This window comes from Myroides injenensis M09-0166 (genome assembly GCF_000246945.1).
Lineage (GTDB): Bacteria > Bacteroidota > Bacteroidia > Flavobacteriales > Flavobacteriaceae > Flavobacterium > Flavobacterium injenense.
In genome coordinates, this window is the sequence record NZ_BAEX01000015.1 from 1 (window position 1) to 18,640 (window position 18,640).

General features: G+C 31.4%; 22 protein-coding genes and 1 pseudogene. 19 read left to right on the forward strand and 4 right to left on the reverse strand.

The window, feature by feature from the left end; genetic code table 11:
* Positions 1 to 50: 50 nt before the first annotated feature.
* The 3 genes from RH98_RS03900 to RH98_RS03910 all read left to right on the forward strand — a co-directional run bounded on the left by RH98_RS03900 (position 51) and on the right by RH98_RS03910 (position 2,092).
* On the forward strand, positions 51 to 464 hold the full coding sequence (locus RH98_RS03900) for a hypothetical protein (RefSeq protein WP_010250725.1): 414 nt from the start codon (positions 51 to 53) through the stop codon (positions 462 to 464).
* Between the two features lie 141 nt (positions 465 to 605).
* Positions 606 to 1,592 (forward strand): DUF4421 family protein, encoded by a 987-nt coding sequence (locus RH98_RS03905; RefSeq protein ID WP_036495461.1) that lies wholly within the window; start codon positions 606 to 608, stop codon positions 1,590 to 1,592.
* A 62-nt stretch (positions 1,593 to 1,654) separates the two neighbouring features.
* Positions 1,655 to 2,092, forward strand: a complete 438-nt coding sequence (locus RH98_RS03910; protein ID WP_010250729.1) for an acyl-CoA thioesterase — start codon at positions 1,655 to 1,657, stop codon at positions 2,090 to 2,092.
* Between the two features lie 45 nt (positions 2,093 to 2,137).
* Here RH98_RS03910 and RH98_RS03915 read toward each other — a convergent pair whose 3' ends face one another.
* A complete protein-coding gene (locus tag RH98_RS03915) occupies positions 2,138 to 2,587 on the reverse strand; it encodes a hypothetical protein (protein ID WP_010250732.1) in 450 nt (149 codons plus the stop codon).
* 226 nt (positions 2,588 to 2,813) lie between these two features.
* On the opposite strand from RH98_RS03915, the gene RH98_RS03920 reads away from it, so the two are divergent.
* The 16 genes from RH98_RS03920 (at position 2,814) to RH98_RS03990 (ending at position 15,325) form a co-directional block, all read left to right on the forward strand.
* On the forward strand, positions 2,814 to 3,854 hold the full coding sequence (locus RH98_RS03920) for a cytochrome-c peroxidase (protein WP_026038731.1): 1,041 nt from the start codon (positions 2,814 to 2,816) through the stop codon (positions 3,852 to 3,854).
* 598 nt (positions 3,855 to 4,452) lie between these two features.
* Entirely contained in the window at positions 4,453 to 5,226 is a 774-nt protein-coding gene (locus RH98_RS03925; protein ID WP_010250736.1) for a 3'-5' exonuclease, read from the forward strand.
* Positions 5,227 to 5,247: 21 nt separating this feature from the next.
* Positions 5,248 to 5,859: a fumarylacetoacetate hydrolase family protein gene (locus RH98_RS03930; RefSeq protein ID WP_010250738.1), complete on the forward strand. Its 612-nt coding sequence runs from the start codon at positions 5,248 to 5,250 to the stop codon at positions 5,857 to 5,859.
* A 4-nt stretch (positions 5,860 to 5,863) separates the two neighbouring features.
* Complete coding sequence (locus tag RH98_RS03935; protein WP_010250740.1) at positions 5,864 to 6,208, forward strand: hypothetical protein; 345 nt, start codon at positions 5,864 to 5,866, stop codon at positions 6,206 to 6,208.
* A 3-nt stretch (positions 6,209 to 6,211) separates the two neighbouring features.
* Positions 6,212 to 7,456 carry a competence/damage-inducible protein A gene (locus RH98_RS03940; RefSeq protein WP_010250742.1) on the forward strand — a complete coding sequence of 415 codons (1,245 nt, stop codon included), beginning with the start codon at positions 6,212 to 6,214 and terminating at the stop codon, positions 7,454 to 7,456.
* An 81-nt stretch (positions 7,457 to 7,537) separates the two neighbouring features.
* Positions 7,538 to 7,774, forward strand: a complete 237-nt coding sequence (gene rpmB, locus RH98_RS03945) for a 50S ribosomal protein L28 (protein ID WP_010250743.1) — start codon at positions 7,538 to 7,540, stop codon at positions 7,772 to 7,774.
* A gap of 25 nt (positions 7,775 to 7,799) precedes the next feature.
* Positions 7,800 to 7,982: a 50S ribosomal protein L33 gene (rpmG, locus tag RH98_RS03950; RefSeq protein WP_006260303.1), complete on the forward strand. Its 183-nt coding sequence runs from the start codon at positions 7,800 to 7,802 to the stop codon at positions 7,980 to 7,982.
* 9 nt (positions 7,983 to 7,991) lie between these two features.
* The gene (locus RH98_RS15400) at positions 7,992 to 8,144 is read left to right on the forward strand and encodes a DUF4295 domain-containing protein (RefSeq protein ID WP_010250750.1); all 153 of its coding nucleotides are present in this window, start codon (positions 7,992 to 7,994) and stop codon (positions 8,142 to 8,144) included.
* Positions 8,145 to 8,326: 182 nt separating this feature from the next.
* Positions 8,327 to 9,280, forward strand: coding sequence for a signal recognition particle-docking protein FtsY (ftsY, locus tag RH98_RS03955; RefSeq protein ID WP_010250752.1), 954 nt, complete (start codon positions 8,327 to 8,329; stop codon positions 9,278 to 9,280).
* A gap of 8 nt (positions 9,281 to 9,288) precedes the next feature.
* Entirely contained in the window at positions 9,289 to 9,717 is a 429-nt protein-coding gene (locus RH98_RS03960) for a hypothetical protein (protein WP_010250754.1), read from the forward strand.
* A 4-nt stretch (positions 9,718 to 9,721) separates the two neighbouring features.
* The gene (locus tag RH98_RS03965) at positions 9,722 to 10,033 is read left to right on the forward strand and encodes a DciA family protein (RefSeq protein ID WP_010250756.1); all 312 of its coding nucleotides are present in this window, start codon (positions 9,722 to 9,724) and stop codon (positions 10,031 to 10,033) included.
* A gap of 126 nt (positions 10,034 to 10,159) precedes the next feature.
* Positions 10,160 to 10,594, forward strand: a complete 435-nt coding sequence (locus RH98_RS03970) for an RrF2 family transcriptional regulator (protein WP_010250758.1) — start codon at positions 10,160 to 10,162, stop codon at positions 10,592 to 10,594.
* Positions 10,595 to 10,659: 65 nt separating this feature from the next.
* Entirely contained in the window at positions 10,660 to 12,894 is a 2,235-nt protein-coding gene (locus RH98_RS03975) for a nitric-oxide reductase large subunit (protein WP_010250761.1), read from the forward strand.
* Positions 12,895 to 12,896: 2 nt separating this feature from the next.
* The gene (gene ric / locus RH98_RS03980) at positions 12,897 to 13,610 is read left to right on the forward strand and encodes an iron-sulfur cluster repair di-iron protein (protein WP_026038732.1); all 714 of its coding nucleotides are present in this window, start codon (positions 12,897 to 12,899) and stop codon (positions 13,608 to 13,610) included.
* 61 nt (positions 13,611 to 13,671) lie between these two features.
* Positions 13,672 to 14,868 (forward strand): hypothetical protein, encoded by a 1,197-nt coding sequence (locus RH98_RS03985; protein ID WP_010250765.1) that lies wholly within the window; start codon positions 13,672 to 13,674, stop codon positions 14,866 to 14,868.
* Between the two features lie 4 nt (positions 14,869 to 14,872).
* Positions 14,873 to 15,325: a CopD family protein gene (locus tag RH98_RS03990; RefSeq protein WP_010250767.1), complete on the forward strand. Its 453-nt coding sequence runs from the start codon at positions 14,873 to 14,875 to the stop codon at positions 15,323 to 15,325.
* An 85-nt stretch (positions 15,326 to 15,410) separates the two neighbouring features.
* On the opposite strand, the gene RH98_RS03995 is transcribed toward RH98_RS03990, so the two are convergent.
* The 3 genes and pseudogenes from RH98_RS03995 to nirK all read right to left on the reverse strand — a co-directional run bounded on the left by RH98_RS03995 (position 15,411) and on the right by nirK (position 18,295).
* A complete protein-coding gene (locus RH98_RS03995) occupies positions 15,411 to 16,040 on the reverse strand; it encodes an SCO family protein (protein WP_010250768.1) in 630 nt (209 codons plus the stop codon).
* 12 nt (positions 16,041 to 16,052) lie between these two features.
* Entirely contained in the window at positions 16,053 to 16,826 is a 774-nt protein-coding gene (locus RH98_RS04000) for a formylglycine-generating enzyme family protein (RefSeq protein WP_026038733.1), read from the reverse strand.
* 1 nt (position 16,827) lies between these two features.
* Positions 16,828 to 18,295: pseudogene (gene nirK, locus RH98_RS04005) on the reverse strand (copper-containing nitrite reductase).
* Positions 18,296 to 18,640: the final 345 nt, after the last annotated feature.

Here is an 18,640-nt window from a genome sequence, read left to right on the forward strand (position 1 = left end):
AATGTTTTAGTATCTTAGTTAACGAAAAGAAAAATTAAAATTTGTTGTTTATGAAAGCAAAAGTACAGTACAATGACTTCTACGGAAGTGTAGCTGCAGATATCTCAGATTTGATAGCTGCAAAAAAAGGAAATTACATCAGCAGTATTGGGGAGTACTTCGATGTTAATCCTGAAAAATTTAAAGTAGTTGGTGTTTCATTAACAGGAGTAAGTAATTTTGAAATTACTTTACTATGTGTTGATTTAGAGAAAAGCAATGATTCAAAGGAACATTTGGTAAAAATGAAGATGGATTTAGATGCTGAAGGCCAAAAAAGAATGCTTGACTTATTGTTTAAACGTTTGAATATTGTGTTATTCGATTCAGGAAAAGAGCAATATTTAGAGAAGGAATGTAATGAGACCGTTAACTTTGACGAGTTTCATGAATTAGAACTAGAATTAGAAGACGAGCTAGTTTAATTAGAGTAGAATTTGTAAATCACTATTATAAGGGTTGTTTGATATCAAACAACCCTTTTTTTATTAGTTTTGTGATGAGCATCTACTTATCTTATTATAAGTATTTTTTACATCGTTTTATTAATATATAAATTTTCGCATTTGTCAAATAAATGGTTAATTCTTATTGTGTTTTATTTTGTCTGTCAATTTTGTATTGCACAACAAGATAGTTTATATGTAAAAAATTATAAACATATTTATGGGGTAAAATTGTATCTAGCGAATGATAATCTTTCTTTTGAGTATGAATTACAAGAGAAAGATTCAGAAAAGTTTTTGCCTAATAAACCTATAAACATTGGCGTAGGATTCTCATGGAAGAACTCTTCCTTAAGCTACAGTTATGGCTTTTCTTTTTTAAGGGATAAGAAAAAGGGAAAGACTAAGTCCAGAGATCTTCAATATCACTATTATGGAGAGAGAATGGTAATTGATTTGTATTACCAAAGATATAAAGGTTTTTACTTAGAAGGAGACAAAAACAAACCCTACAATTTATTTAATAGTTTGAGTATAAATTATTATGGGATTTCGGGGCAATATATCTTTAATAACAAACGCTATTCAGCTGCAGCCGCGTTTGATCAAAGTAAAAAGCAGGTCAAATCAGCAGGTAGTTTATTACTTGGTGGTGGGTTGTTTTACAACAAAATAAAAAATTTACCTGAAGTAAGAGAAAAGCTAAAGGATTATGACCGCGTATCCTATAATTTTGGTCCTAATATAGGCTATGGCTATAACTGGGTACCATTGAAAAATCTATTGCTGGCAGGATCTTTTTCAGTGGGTATTAATGGAGTTTTTGATAAAAATCTTGAATCCAACGAAACGACATTTAGGGTTAATCCACAAGTAACAGGTCGTTTTTCGGTTATGTATCAGTCGGAAGATTGGATAATAGGTGTATCTTCTTTAGTGAATAATTTATACGTTAGTTTTAAAGATGATTATCAGTCTAGCATTTTGAATACAAATCTTACCTTGACAGTTATAAAACGCTTTACTCCTAAAAAAGAATGGAGATTATTAAAGTATGACTTCACTGATTTGCTTAAAAAAAGAGAGGAAGAAGAAAATATAAAGTAGAGCCGTAACTTGTCTTTTAAATTGATTTTCATACCTTACTAAGCTAAAAAAACTTATAGATTATGAATTTTGATATTACCAATTATCGATTTTATTGTCCCTTAGAAATTAGATGGAATGATTTGGATGCATTAGGGCATGTAAATAATGTTAATTATATTGAGTACTTTCAGATAGGTAGAGGAAAGTATATGAATGAAGTAAGTAAAACTTGGGATTGGACTAAACACATGTTTGTTATAGCCAATATATCATGTAATTATTTAAAAGAAATAAAACTTACTGCACGCAATCCTAGAATAGGAGTTAGGATTTCTAAATTAGGTTCAAAAAGTTTTGATATTGAATATGCAATCTTAAGTGATGACGAAGATAGAAAACCAATCGTCCATGCTATAGGAAGTAGTATACAAGTTATGATTGATATTTCTGAGAAAAAGACAATTGAAATACCTGAGTGGTTGTTGAGTGAAATAAAAAATTATGAACCTGCTCTTTAATAAATATCAAGTATTAATGATGGATGACAATTTTGCAATCCATCATTAATATTTAGCATCTCTCCAAATAGCTATATCAGCTAATATTTTTTCTGTATCAGCATTTACTTCTTCTAGAAATTTAGAAGTATAGAGTGTGTATCTAGCTTTATCTAATTGTAGACGCACTTCATGATCATTAATTATTTTTACTACAATTTGATTTTTAGCATCAGTAAATTCTTGGTACTTTTTAGCGTTTTTATTTTCTACGAGTGGTAAAAACACAGGTTGAGCATCTTTGTTTAATTTTTTGTCCTGTTGGTATATTAATGTTGCTTGCCCATTTTTGAATGTGAAAAAATAGTTTTTAAATAAGAATGTTTTTGCTGAAAATACAGTTGCTTTTTCTTTGTTTAATAGGTACGGAGAAGAAACAATAGTCTCAGTCGTTTGACAACTTGTTAAGCAAAAATAACTTACTAAAAGAAGTACTGGGATTAATAAATGTTTCATGATTGTAAGATTGGTTAAGACTAAAATAGAATTAATATTATAAAAAACAAAATAAAAATATAAAATATGTTTTTATTGATTCTATTTATTAAATAATTATTAAGTTTTTGTTTGTCAAATTATGTTATGCGCAATGTGTGAATTGTTGATATTTATCATATGTTATCAAGTAATCTAAGGGTAAATTAGATGAAAATAAACTAATAACGACAAATTAATAAGCGCAATGAAAAAAGTAATAATGCTAGCTATAATGTGTTCATTTGTAGCATGTAAAAAAGGAGACAACTCACAAAATAAACAAGGGGAAAAACAAGAATCTGAATTACTAGCAAAAGCAAAAGTATTGTTTCAACCATTATCATCAGTTGAATATGAAATACCAGCTGATAATAAAGTGAAATTAGGAAAATATCTATACTTTGATACCAGATTATCTGGTGAAGGGAATATAAGTTGTAATTCTTGTCATGATTTAAATACTTATGGTGTGGATAACAAAACTTTTTCGCCTGGAGATGATGGATCTTTAGGAGGTCGTAATTCACCTACTGTTTTTCACGCGGCATTGCATAAAATGCAGTTTTGGGATGGTAGAGCTAAAGATGTGGAAGAGCAAGCAGGAGGACCTATTCTAAATCCAGTAGAGCACAATATTAAGAGTGAAGAGCAATTAGTAGAGCGCATTAAGAAAGTAGAGATGTATCAGAAGATGTTTGCCGATGTCTATAAAGGGGACAAAGATCCAATTACATTTAATAATCTAACTAATGCAATAGGTGCTTTTGAGCGTACTTTAATGCCAGAAAGTAGATTTGATAAATATTTAGAAGGGGATGAGGCAGCTTTAACAGCTCAAGAGAAAAAAGGACTAGATTCTTTTATTACTGCAGGATGTATTACTTGTCATAATGGTGTGGCAATGGGAGGACAAATGTTCCAAAAGTTTGGAGTTTATCATGAGTATTGGAAATATACAGAATCAGAAAAAGTAGATAATGGGTTATTTGATATTAGTAACAATGAAACAGAAAAATACTTCTTTAAAGTTCCTGGTCTACGAAATGTAACTCATACTTCTCCATACTTTCACGATGGGTCTGTCAAAGAGTTGAAAGAAGCGGTAAAGATTATGGGTAAATTACAAAATAATGTTGAATTATCAGATCAACAAATTGATGATATAGTTGCTTTCCTAGGAAGTTTATCAAGTGATATTCCTGACGATGTTAAGAAATCACCATTTGAGGATGAAAAGGTAATGTAGTAGTTATTCGTTTTATTTTGACTATTAGGAGTTCTCTTATAAATAAAGAGAACTCCTTTTTTGTATACTGTATTTAAACTGAAACGTTATTTTGTAACTATCTATTTATTAGTTGATATTCAAAATTATGAATACATATTCTTTAACTATTTAATAAAAAAACGCACTAATTTTTTTTTGGGATTATTTTTATTTAATGTACTGATATATAGTGCTTTAGTTGTTTAAGCTGTGTTTTTTGTGTCCTTAATTAAGTGAAAAATCACTGCTTAAATATCTAATAATGTGATGTTTATGGCTAACTGGTTCAACACCGCTTCAACAATACGTCAAGATTGCCTCGGTTTTATAGGGTTTTGTTGAAGCAATGTTGAAGAAGTGTTGAAGCAGTGTTGACGAAATCTATATTTAGGGGGCTTATTTTATCAATTAAATTTTATAGTAAAAGTGCTTTTAAACGAGAACTCGATTTTAAAAGCTATTTCTTATGGATAATAAGGTTATTACTTAAAATGAAAGTTTTTCTGAAAACTTCATTGTATAGTTTTAAAGGTACTGATTAACATTTCTTATATTTGTCATTAAACAATTTAGTATAATGGAGTTGAAATTACATAGACCTATTTGTTTCTTTGATTTAGAAACAACAGGTATAGATGTTGCGAAAGATAGAATCGTCGAAATAGGTATATTAAAAGTATTTCCAAATGGAAATAAAGAGAGTAAAACATGGTTAGTTAACCCTGGTATGCCAATCCCTGAACATTCTACTAAAATTCATGGTATTACTGATGAACAGGTAGCTAACGAGCCAACCTTTAATGAATTGGCACCTCATATTTACAATATGATAAAAGATTCAGATTTGGCTGGGTTTAATTCTGATCGATTTGACATTCCTTTACTTGTAGAGGAGTTGTTAAGAGCAGGAGTTGATTTTGATATGGGGAATAGAGTATCAGTAGATGTTCAAACTATTTTTCATAAAAAAGAGGAACGAACTTTAAGTGCTGCTTATCGATTCTATTGCAATGAGTCCTTAGAAAATGCGCATTCGGCAATGGCTGATACAACAGCTACATACGAAATTCTAAAAGCACAATTAGATCGATACGAAGATTTAGAGAATGACATGAAATCACTATCTGAGTTTACAACTCGTAAAAAAAGTGTTGATTTCGCTGGATATATTGCATTGAACGAAGATGGAGAGGAAATCTTTACTTTTGGAAAACATAAGGGAGCATTAGTGAATGAAGTTCTAGAGCGAGAACCTGGGTACTACGGATGGATTCAGAATGCTGACTTCCCATTGTATACCAAAAAAGTATTAACAGCTATTAAGTTGAGAAAATTAAATAGTAAATTGTAAAAATAAAAAACATATTCACTGATGAAAATTGTTTGTATAGGTCGTAATTATGTTGAACATATTGAAGAATTAAATAATGAAAGGCCATCAGAGCCATTGTTATTTATTAAACCTGATTCGGCTTTATTAGGAAATCAGATGCCATTTGTCATACCAACTTTTTCTAATGATATTCATTATGAAATAGAAGTAGTAGTGAAAATTAATAAAGTAGGTAAATTCATCGAGCCTAAATTTGCAAATAAATACTACGATGAAATTACGGTAGGTATCGATTTTACTGCAAGAGATACTCAACAGCAATTGAAAGAAAAAGGATTGCCTTGGGAAAAAGCAAAAAGTTTTGATGGCTCTGCAGTGGTAGGCAGTTTTCTTCCAAAAGATAAAATAGCAGATATTTACAATACTGATTTCTCTCTTACTAAAAACGGAGAAGTAGTTCAAAAAGGAAATACTGCACAGATGATTTGGAATATTGATGAGGTTATTGCAGAAGCTTCAAAATATTTCACCTTAAAGAAAGGAGATTTGATATTTACGGGTACTCCTGTAGGAGTAGGGAGAGTAGATGAAAATGATGTTTTAGAAGGTGAAATTGGAGGCAATAATGTATTTCGCATAACTGTAAAATAGAGATATGGCTTTATATTATGATTTAGGGGCTCTTTTACAGCATTATAATAATGACAATAGTCTTGTAAGAGAAAAGTTAGTTGACTTCTTAGAGGTAACTAAACACAGTTTGCAAAAGATAAAAGAGGGTATAGACGAAAAGTCATATTCGAAAGTGCAAAAACACATTAATAAGTTGATACCATTTCTTGAGTATATAGGGATGGATCAAGCTTTGGACGAGGCAAAATTAATGAATGAGTGGACTATTGATCAAGGTAAAACAAAAGAGGTAAAAGAAATTTTTAAGTCATTTAAAGTACTCGTTAAAGATGCTCGTAAAGAGATCAAGAAAGATTTTAATCTATAATCTATGAAAGCAGCAATTATTACTATTGGAGATGAAATATTAATAGGTCAAATAGTTGATACTAATTCAGCATATTTAGCTAAAAAGTTAGATCAATTAGGTTTTCAAGTAGTAAGTGCGCTTACCATAGGAGATAACAAAGAAGCAATAGAAGGGGCTTTATTAAATTATTTAGGCAAGGTCGATGTTGTAATAATGACTGGAGGACTAGGTCCTACAAAAGATGATATTACAAAGAAAGTGTTCTGCGACTTTTTTGATGATTATTTGGTATGTAATCAAAAAGTTTTGGATCATATTACAATTATGCTTGAGCGAATATTTAATAAACCCATATCTGAAATTAATAAACAGCAAGCTTTTGTACCATCTAAGGCGCATGTTTTATTTAATGAAGTAGGAACAGCAGCAGGAATGTTAATGAACAAGAATAATACATTGTTTGTTTCGTTACCAGGTGTTCCTTTTGAAATGAAGCATATAGTTGAAGAGCAATTGGCACCTTACTTAAATAGTAAGTTTTATTCTAATATCAATGTGCATAAAGTAATTATAACTTATGGTATTGGGGAGAGTTTATTAGCTGAATATTTAGAGGATTGGGAGAATAATTTACCAGAAGATATTCACTTAGCATATTTACCAAGTCCTGGAAGAGTTAGATTAAGATTATCAGTTAAAGGTGATAATAGAGAGGTTTTAGAGAAAAGAATTGCTGAATTAATAAAAAAAATACCAAAAACAGTAATTCCTTATATTCGAGCGTACGAAGATGTAGATTTATCGCAAATAGTTATAAAGGAGTTGCAAAATCAAAATAAAACTATTTCTTTTGCAGAAAGTTGTACAGGTGGAAGATTTTCAGTGATGTTCAATTCTCTACCAGGTTCATCTTCTTATTTTAAAGGAGGGATTATACCATACGCAAGCCAAGCTAAGATTGATGTCTTAGGTGTTGATGAAAAGCTTATAGAAAAATATAGTGTAGTCAGTGAACAAGTTGCAATAGAAATGGCTAGAGTAGCACGAGATAAATTTAAAAGTGATTATGCCATTTCAACTACGGGGAATGCCGGACCTACGAAAGGGGATTCAGAAGAGGATTTAGGTACAGTTTATATCGGTATAGCGAGTAGTGAGGGAGTATATGCAAAAAAGTTTAGTTTAGGTCAACCTAGGGAAAAAGTAATAAATGGTGCTATTTCTAAAGGATTAGAGTTGATATATAACGATATATTAAAAAAATAACGAAAATGTTTTTGTATAATAATTTTCTTTTTCGTTACTTTGCACCCTGATTTTGAATATTGAAATAAAAGATAAGAAATAATGTCAAGAGTTTGTGAAATTACTGGTAAAAGAGCAATGGTTGGAAACAACGTTTCTCACGCGATGAATAAAACTAAGAGAAAGTTTTCTGTGAACTTAGTTAAAAAACGTTTCTACATTGCTGAAGAAGACAGATGGGTAACTTTGAAATTATCTACTTCTGCATTAAAAACAATTAATAAAAAAGGTATTACTGCTGTGTTAAAAGACGCAAAAGTAAAAGGATTAGTAAAATAATCGGACCATAAAAAAATAGAATACGATGGCAAAGAAAGGTAACAGAATACAAGTGATCTTAGAATGTACTGAACATAAAGCGTCTGGTTTACCAGGAACTTCAAGATACATTACGACTAAGAATAAGAAAAATACACCTGATAGATTGGAGATCAAAAAATTCAATCCTATCATGAAAAAAGTAACAGTTCACAAAGAAATTAAATAATTAGTAGTCATGGCAAAGAAAACCGTAGCAACTTTAAGAACTTCTTCTAAAAAGTTGACTAAAGCAATTAAAATGGTTAAATCTCCAAAGACTGGTGCTTACACGTTCGTTGAATCTGTTATGGCTCCTGATTTCGTAGATGATTTCTTAAACAAGAAGTAATTTTACCATTATAAAAATCTTGAAAAGCTGTCTTTATGGGCAGCTTTTTTTTGTTTTAAGCTATTCTGTTATTTTTAATTTAGGGATTTGACCAATAATAAAAATAATGGAAGTTTGTTATTTTAAAGGCAAATGGTATTAGCTTATATTTTTTATATTTGTATTAGTAAAATAAGAGCAATATGAGTTTTTTTAAGAAATTATTTTCTTCAGAGAAGAAGGAAACCCTGGATAAAGGACTTGAAAAGTCTAAAGTATCTTTTTTCTCAAAGCTTACTAAAGCAGTAGCAGGTAAGTCAAAAGTAGATGATGATGTACTAGATAATCTTGAGGAGATTTTAGTTTCTTCTGATGTAGGTGTTAATACTACATTGAAAGTTATTGAACGAATACAAGAAAGAGTAGCACGTGATAAATATGTAGGAACTGATGAGTTAAATGCTATTTTGAGAGAAGAAATAGCGGCACTTTTATCAGAAACTAAATCTGGTGAGGCAACTGAATTTGAAATTCCTAAAGATAAGAAGCCTTATGTCTTAATGGTGGTAGGGGTTAATGGTGCAGGTAAGACTACAACAATAGGTAAATTAGCTTACCAATTTAAGAAAGCTGGTTTAAACGTTGTTTTAGGAGCTGCTGATACTTTTAGAGCTGCAGCTATCGATCAATTACAAGTATGGGCTGATAGAGTAGGTGTACCATTAGTAAAACAACAGATGGGTAGTGATCCTGCATCTGTTGCATTTGATACTTTGCAATCTGCGGTTACACAAAATGCAGATGTAGTTATTATAGATACTGCAGGTCGTTTACATAACAAGGTTAACTTGATGAATGAACTTTCTAAAGTTAAACGTGTAATGCAAAAAGTGATTGCTGATGCACCTCATGATGTAATGCTTGTCCTAGATGGTTCTACGGGGCAGAATGCTTTTGAACAAGCTAAGCAATTTACAGTGGCAACAGAAGTAACTTCTCTAGCAGTAACTAAGTTAGATGGAACAGCTAAAGGTGGTGTCGTTATTGGTATTTCTGATCAATTCCAGATTCCTGTTAAATACATTGGTGTAGGAGAAGGTATTGAAGATCTACAAGTGTTTAATAAGTATGAGTTTGTAGATTCATTCTTTAAATAATTACAAATATGAATTTTATTAAATACGTTTTTTCTCTTTGTTCACTGCTATTAGTAATAGGTTGTGGACAAGGCATTTCTAATGACGATTTAGTTAATCTAAATGGGTATTGGGAAATTGAAAAAGTAAAACTGCCAGATGGAAAGGAGAAAGATTATACCATTAATGGTACAATTGATTTTTTTGAGTTGAAGGATAATAATCATGGATTACGACAAAAAGTTATGCCTCAATTCAATGGTGAATACCTTACAAATGAAGTTCCAGAATCTTTTGTAATTGAACAAGTTGAAGGGAAAAGTTGGCTTAATTATAAGACTGAATATTCTGAGTGGAAAGAGCAATTGGTGAAATTAAATAAAGAACATTTAGTAGTGAAAAACGAACAGGATATTCTTTATTATTATAAACGTCCAGTAGCATTTAGTTTGAAATAGTATTTTGAAAAAGTTTGATATAAATAAAAGACTACGAGAGGAAAGTAGTGTACAGGATATCTTAAAAATTATTATTAAAGAGAATCGGTTAGAAACTGGAATTGATAATTTGGATGTACGCAAAGCGTGGAGAGATTTATTAGGCCCTGGTATTGCTAATTATACTTTAGAGTTGTTTTTAAAGAGGGATATTCTGTATGTATCTTTATCTTCACCCATTGTAAGAGAGGAGTTGACTTATGGTAAGTCAAAGATTATTTCAATGCTTAATGAAGAATTGAAAAAAGAAGTAGTTTCAGATATTATTTTCAGATAGAAAAAAATTAAAAGCCTATATATTAATATTTTAATGTATAGGCTTTTTTTAATGCTGTAATAAAAGATAAAAAAGTCTTTTATGTATAGATTAATTATTATCTTTGCATATATAAAAGTATAGAATATGTTTTCTAAAGGTTGTGAATATGCTATTCGTTCCGTCATTTTTGTTGCTGCATCATCTTTAAAGGGTGAGCGCGTAGGCTTTAAAGAGATTGCAAAAGAAATTGATGCACCAGAAGCATTTACAGCTAAAATATTACAAAAGCTTTCAAGGAGTGGTATTATTGATTCGATAAAAGGCGTAGGAGGCGGATTTGAAATTCCTGTAGATCGATTAGATAAAATCAAACTTTGTGAAGTGGTAAATATTATTGATGGAGATGCTATCTATAAAGGATGTGGTTTAGGACTTGCGCAGTGTTCTGAAATTCATCCTTGTCCAGTTCATGATAAATTTAAGGTAATTCGTGAGGGACTTCGAAAGATGCTTGAGACAACTACTTTAGAAGAATTAGCCAAAGGTACCAAGTCTGGTGATACTTTTTTAAAGATTTAATAGGTAGGGGGAGTATCTCCCCATTTTTTTAAAACAATAAAGGACAAAAATATCTTCTATTAGTTATGGATAGAAATCAAAGAAAACTATGGATAGCGTTTGCGATAGTAATGCTATTTTCATTTGGTGTTTTAGGTTATTTTGGTATAGAAATTTATCAAGAGGCACCTCCCGTTCCAAAAGAAGTTGTGACAACAGAAGGAGAAGTTGTGCTGACAGAAAAAGATATTAAGGATGGGCAAAATGTTTGGCAAAGTATTGGAGGACAAGAAGTAGGTTCTATATGGGGACATGGAGCTTATGTAGCGCCTGACTGGACAGCCGATTATTTGCACAGAGAAGCATTATTCTTATTAGATTACTACTCACAAGCGATTTATGATAAAGAGTTTGACCACCTAACAGCGGAGGAACAAGCATTTATTAAAGCAAAATTACAAAATTCAATAAGAGAAAATACTTATAATAAATCTACAGGTGTACTGACAATTTCAGCAGAAAGAGATTTAGCACGCCAGTTTTTAAATAGTTATTACAGTAAGTTATTTACTGATGATACTGAATTTACACAGTTGCGTAAGGATTATGCAATTCCTAAGAATACCCTAACAGATGAAGTTAGAATAAAACAGATGAATGCATTCTTCTTTTGGGCAACTTGGGCAACCGTAACAAACCGTCCTGGTAGTGATATTAGTTATACTCATAATTGGCCAGCAGAAGATTTAGTAGGTAATAAAGCGACAACACCTTTATTAGCTTGGTCAGGTGTGAGTATTATACTATTAATATTTTTTGTAGGGATTCTCGTTTATTATCATGTTGCCTCTAAGAAAGAAGAAGAAGAATTAAGACCAGAAAAAGACCCTATGTCTAATGGGGTAACTACTAAAAGTATGCTTTTAGTAAAACGTTACTTCTGGGTAGTGAGTTTATTAATGGTTTTACAAGTTCTTTTAGGAATTGTTACTGCCCATTATGGTGTAGAGGGACAAGGTTTATATGGTATACCGTTAGATCAAATACTACCCTATTCAGTTTCACGAACTTGGCATACGCAATTAGCAATTTTTTGGATTGCAACAGCGTGGTTGGGAACGGGATTATATATGGCGCCTGCTGTAGGTGGTAAAGATCCTAAATATCAAGTTTTTGGTGTAAACTTTTTATTCTTTGCTTTAATTATTATTGTTTTAGGATCAATGTTTGGACAATGGCTAGGAGTAATGCAAAAGTTAAATCTTGTACAGAATTTTTGGTTTGGTCATCAAGGGTATGAATATGTTGACTTAGGACGTTTCTGGCAGATATTCTTATTTGTTGGGTTATTTATATGGTTGGCACTTATGATTCGCCCATTATTGCCAGTATTAAGAACTAAAGGAAGCCATAGAAATCTTATAATATTGTTTTTAGTATCATGTGGTGCAATAGCGTTATTTTATGGTGCTGGATTAATGTGGGGAAGACAAACAAACTTAGCTATAGCAGAATATTGGAGATGGTGGGTAGTGCATTTATGGGTAGAAGGTTTCTTTGAAGTATTTGCAACTGTAGTATTAGCATTTTTATTTGTTCGTATGGGGCTTATTAAAACTAAAACTGCGACAAATGGTGCTTTGTTTTCAACTATAATTTTTATGTCTGGAGGTATTATAGGAACATTCCACCATCTGTATTTTAGTGGAACTCCTACCGCAATAATGGCTTTAGGTGCTACATTTAGTGCACTAGAGGTTGTGCCATTAACATTGATTGGCTATGAAGCTTATGAAAATTATAAAATTTCTAAACATCAAAGTTGGTTACAAGGATATAAATGGCCTCTGTACTTTATGATTTCTGTAGCATTTTGGAATTTCTTAGGAGCTGGTGTTTTTGGTTTTATTATTAATCCACCTATAGCACTTTACTATGTACAAGGATTAAATACTACACCTCTTCACGGACATACCGCTTTATTTGGAGTGTATGGAATGTTGGGTATTGGATTAATGTTATTTGTGTTGAGAAGTATATACAATAAAGTTCAATGGGACGATAAGTTATTGAGAATTGGTTTTTGGGGACTTAATTTAGGTCTACTCTTAATGGCATTAATGAGCTTGTTGCCTATTGGAATTTGGCAGGCAATCGAAAGTATACAACATGGTATGTGGTATGCTCGCTCAAGTGAGTTAATGCAGCATCCAACGATGGTTACATTAAAATGGATGAGAACGTTTGGCGATGTAATATTCACCGTGGGAATTGTAGCTATTGTAATATTTATATTTAAACTAACACTTAAAAAGAAATGATTATGGAAAATAGAACAGTGGGCTCATATGTAGCACAAGATTTTAGAACAGCAGCAATATTTAATAAATATGGAATAGATTTTTGTTGTAAAGGAGGTCGTACTTTAGATGAAGTATGCGATAAAAAAAAGATAAGAAAAGCAGATGTGGAAGACGAGCTCGATCGTTTATTAAGTCAAAAAGCAGAAAATAATATTGACTTCAGACAATGGCCTCTTGATTTACTTGCTGATTATATTGAGAAAACTCATCATAGATATGTAGAAGAGAAAATACCTGTTTTATTGCAGTTTTTAAATAAACTATGTAAAGTACATGGTGATAGACATCCTGAGTTATTTGCAATTAATGAGTTATTTATAGGTTGTGCAGAGGAATTGTCACAGCATTTAAAAAAAGAGGAATTAGTGCTGTTCCCATTTATTCGAAAAATGGTAGATGCTACAATTAGTGGTAGAGAATTAGATACGCCTCATTTTGGTTCTGTACAAAATCCTGTAGCTATGATGATGCATGAACACGATGGGGAAGGTGAGCGATTTAGAAAAATAGCTGCTTTGACCAATAATTATACTCCTCCTGCAGATGCTTGTAATACGTATAAGGTTACTTATGCAATGCTAAAAGAATTTGAAGAGGATTTACATAAACACATCCATTTAGAAAATAATATTTTATTCCCAAGTGCGGTAGTATTGGAACAAAAATTTGAATAATGTTTTAGTTTGTTATTGAAGTGCCTTATCTTAGTATAAGGCACTTTTTACCTTTACAATTATGAAACCGATCTATTACATAGTTCCCTTATTAAATTTTTTATTAGCGACTTTATTAGGATTATTATTAAGAGCGCTATTTGTTTTTCCGATAGAAGGGATAACTTTTTTATATGTATTACATACTCATTCACATATAGCTCTACTAGGTTGGTTATATTTATTAGTCTATGTGCTATTGATTGAGAAATTTGGAATTAAGAAACCTATAGAGGATCGATTTTATAAACGTTTATTTTGGGTAACACAATTTGCTGTGTTAGGAATGGCAGTTACTTTTCCTTTTCAAGGATATGCAGCAGCATCTATTTCCTTTTCAACATTACACATTATTTGTTCTTACATTTTTGTTATTCATCTGTGGAGAAAACATAGTACACAAACTAAGCAAGAGGCTCTTTTATTAAAGACAGCATTATTTTTTATGACGTTCTCTACTTTAGGAGTTTGGTTTTTAGGACCAGCTGTTGGAATGTTAGGAAAGGCAAGTGCATTTTATCAAATATGTATTCAGTTTTTTTTGCATTTTCAGTTTGATGGATGGTTTTTAACAGCATTCTTAGCTTTAATGTTTTCTTATTTATTTAATGGTAGAGAGATACAAGGATATAAAACTTTTTATGTCACATGGTGTATTTCCATAGTATTGACGTACGCTTTACCTCTAAGTTGGTATGTAAAATATCCTTTACTACATTATATTAATGGCATAGGCGTTGTATTACAACTGTGTGCATTTAGTTATCTAATTGGTCCTTATAAGACTTACTGGAAAGAACACAAAAAAGACGATACTATTTATATAAAAAGTTTGTTATTATTAGCAGCTTTTTGTTTTACAATTAGAATTTTTGTTCAATTAGGGGGGGTGTGGGAAACTTTAGCTATTTCTTTAAAAGCTTTACGCAGTTGGATTATTGGTTTTATTCATTTGAATATGTTAGGTGTCTTAAGTGGATTTGGACTGTGGATGCTTGTAAAGAGTAAATTTATTGCTATTAATATACTTTCAAAGATAGGTATTGTCTTACTGCTTTTTGCTTTTTTCAGTAGTGAGTTATTATTATTAGTAATGGGTGGACAAGGTTACTTTTGGGGAGTTTTGATTCCTACTATTCCCATGTGGATATTTTGGGCTTCAGCTTTATTTCCACTTAGTATAACCTGTATATTATTTTCATCACTTTTAAAAAGATAATATTATGAATGAATTACATATTTTATTAATCTTTCACCTGCTAGGAGCTACAATCTGGGTAGGTGGTCATATCTTGTTAAGTACTGTAATACTGCCTCAAGTCTGGAAGGAGAAGGCGGTAGATAAACTATTTAATTTTGAGAGTAGATATGAGTGGATAGGTATGCCGGCATTGCTGATTATGTTAGTTACTGGTGTGCGAATGGCTTATATATATAGCGTTAAAATAGGTTCTTGGTTTTCTTTTGAGACGCCAATTGAAAGAGTGGTGTCTTTAAAATTATGTTGTCTAATAGCAATTGTCTTATTTGCATTGAGTGCTCAGTTTTATGTATTGCCAAGATTAAAAAACAATATTAAAATGTTGCCATTAATGACATTTCATATTCTGTCTGTTACAACTATAAGTATTGTAATGCTAATTCTTGGGAGCTTTGTTAGATATGGTGGTATTTAAAAAAATATATAGTAAAGGAAAAGGGAAGAGATCTATTCATTTAAGAATAGATCTCTTCCCTTTTTTATATGATGTAAAATTATTATTATAATTTGGCGGCTTGTTCTTCAATAGCCTTAACAGTAGGAGCGTAATCTACACCTAATCCTTCTTGTTGGTAAACTAGCTCTCCAGTACCATTAAATACACTTATAATGTTGGAATGTGAAAAATCTATAGGTGATATTTTTTTGTAGTTAACTGCTAATGTTGCAGCAAATTCTCTTGTATTATCATCTGAAGATCTCAAAAATATCCACTGCGAACCATCCATAAGGTTTTCTTTAGCGAATTCTTTTAATCTCTCAGGGGTATCTACTGCTGGATCTATACTCACTAGAATATATTTTATTTTGTCATTGTTTTTGGATTGCACACGTTGTTCTATATTTCTCATATCTGCTACTAACCTTGGGCAGGCAGCTTTACAAGAAGTGTAAATCATTACCATCACTAATACATTTCCATTTAGATCTTTTAACTCTATATCTTTCCCGTCTTGTGTCGTCCATGTTGATGGAAGATTGTAAATTGATAGATCACTTATTTCTTGAGAGGCAGGAGAAGATTGCTCTATTGCCTCGGAATTATTCTCTGCCTTTGTGTTTTCTTGTTTACAATTTGTAAAAAGTAAGAAAGGAGTTAATGCTATAGCTATTAATGTTGTTTTTTTCATTGCTTTTAATTTTTAAAGGTCTTTAGCGCATCTAAAGCCTAAGTTTTTAGTAGTGAAATTTGCTTTTAGACTTCCTCTAAAGCCATATCTCATAAAAGCGGCATAATCCATTAAATCTGATGCGTTAATGGATGCACTGCCACAAAATAGATTCTCATCGTTACCTTTATCTTTTCTACTTTCACCAGATAAGAAAATGGAATTGTAATCATAAACCCATTCCCATATGAGTCCATGCATATCGTATACCCCCCAATAATTTTTAAAAGTACTTCCTACTGCATTGTTAAATGTTTTTGGAGTTTCATACCATGCTAATATGTATTTATTATATTCTTCCTTAGCTCTTGCATCCATATTTTTTGCATCTGCCATTGCTACATATTCCCATTCATCCATTGTAGGTAGACGCTTACCTTGTAGTTCACAATATTTTTTTGCTGTAAACCAAGATACATTTGTTACGGGAGCATTTTCTTTTAAATCACCATAATCTAAATCTCCTATCCAATGCGACAAATAGCTCTTATTTGCAAATAAGGCTTTTACTTTTGATTTTTGATACTCAGGATTCTTTTTTAAAAATTGTAGATATTGTTCGTTAGTTACTGGATATTTATCTATTTGAAAAGCATCAACTTTTACATAACCTTCTTCTGTACTACCATAAAGTGGAACATAAGTTCCACTTTTGATAGTTAACATTTGCGTCTGTGTTTGCGAAAAACATGATAAGAAGAAAAAACACAAGACTGCGGTAATAATTGATTTATCAAGAAAAAACATTTTATCTATTTTGTTTAACCATTTGAGGCGAAACTACTTTTTTATTATTTCCCCAACTATTGTATACGTAAGTTAATACATCAGCAATCTCTTGGTCTGATAGATTTTGGCTTGTCATAATTGAGTTGTATTTTACATTATTAACTGTTATTTCGCCTTGTAATCCGTTAATAACTGTTTTTATGGCTCTGTTCACATCAGCATTTAAATAATCTGATTTAGCAAGTGGTGGGAAAATACCTTCAATACCTTGACCTTCTGATTGATGACATGCAAAACAAGTTCTAGTAAAGATGTTTTTTCCATCATTTATCTGCTGTGCAACTGTTTTATTTTCAATGATTTCTTTTTTAGGTTTACCTTTTGGCATAGTTTGAATAGTACCACCTTCTGGTAAATAAATACCTTCTCTAATTTTTCCAGCGAATACTTTTTCATTTTCATTTCCTTCTACTTTTAACATTCCAAGCGCTCCTTTGTTAAACGCTCTAAAGATAGAGTGATCAACTAAAACTAATGTTCCAGGTACATTAACTTTGAATTCTACAATTGCTGCTCCTCCTGCAGGAATTAAAGTGGTCTGAACGTTTTCATTAATTAAATCTCCCCCCTCTACGTGTACTCTATCAAATATCTCTCCGATTGCATGAAATGAACTCACTAAGTTAGGTCCACCATTTCCTACAAATAGTCTTACTGTTTCACCAACTTTTGCTGTTATTGCATTATCATTAACTAGTGAGTTTACACTACCATTAAAAACAACATAATCAGGCTGTTCAAGTAATGCTTTATTCATGTCAAAAGGTTGCAATCCTTTTTCTCCATAATTTCCTTTTGTATAGAAATCTCCTTGCATCACATAATATTCTTTATCTACTGGAGGTAATCCACCTTCTGGTTCAACTAGAATTAGCCCATACATTCCATTAGCAATGTGCATTCCTACTGGTGCTGTCGCACAGTGGTATACATAAAGTCCTGGATTTAAAGTTTTGAATGAGAAAGTTACTTCATGACCTGGAGCCACTAAGGAAGAAGCGGCACCACCACCAGGACCTGTTACAGCATGTAAGTCAATGTTATGTGGAAGTTTATTATCGGGATGGTTTTTTAAAGTAAATTCAACTTCATCACCAACTCTAGTTCTAATAAAACTTCCTGGTACAGTACCACCAAATGTCCAGTAAACGTATTTTACTCCGTCTACCATTTCTCCTTCTTCTTCTAAAATCTCAAGGTTAACTTTTAATTTTGTTGCTTCTCTTTTTCCTACAGGTTTAGGAACAAATGGAGGTGAAGTTAACTCCGCCTCAGATTCTCCTTTTGTTATTATTTTTTCTGCAATGTCGCTTGTCATTTTTTTAGGAGTATCCTCTTTTTTTTTGACAGCTTGTTGTCGCTACTAAGCTTAGTGCTAAAACTAAAACACCAACTTTGCTTTTTAATGATAGTAGATTTGTGCGCATATTTAAGTTGTTTTATATCTTATTTTGTATAACAAATATAAAAGACAAGATTGTCCTTTATTGTGATAAATATCAGTTTATATAAAAAATAAATAGACTTTTTTATACTTTAAAGTACTATAAGTAAAGAGCTTGTGTAGATTAAAAAATATGTAAAGCCAATGAGGTAGTACTAGTGAAATTTCTTTTATTACTAAGGATACACACTTAAAAAATTAAAGCATATATAATATGAAAAGTTAGTATAAGCTGTTCAATGCTTTTTCAATATTGGCTCAACTTCTTTTAAGGTTTTTATGTATTTGTAAAAGCACAATGTTTAGGAGTTTTTAAAGCAGTTGAATA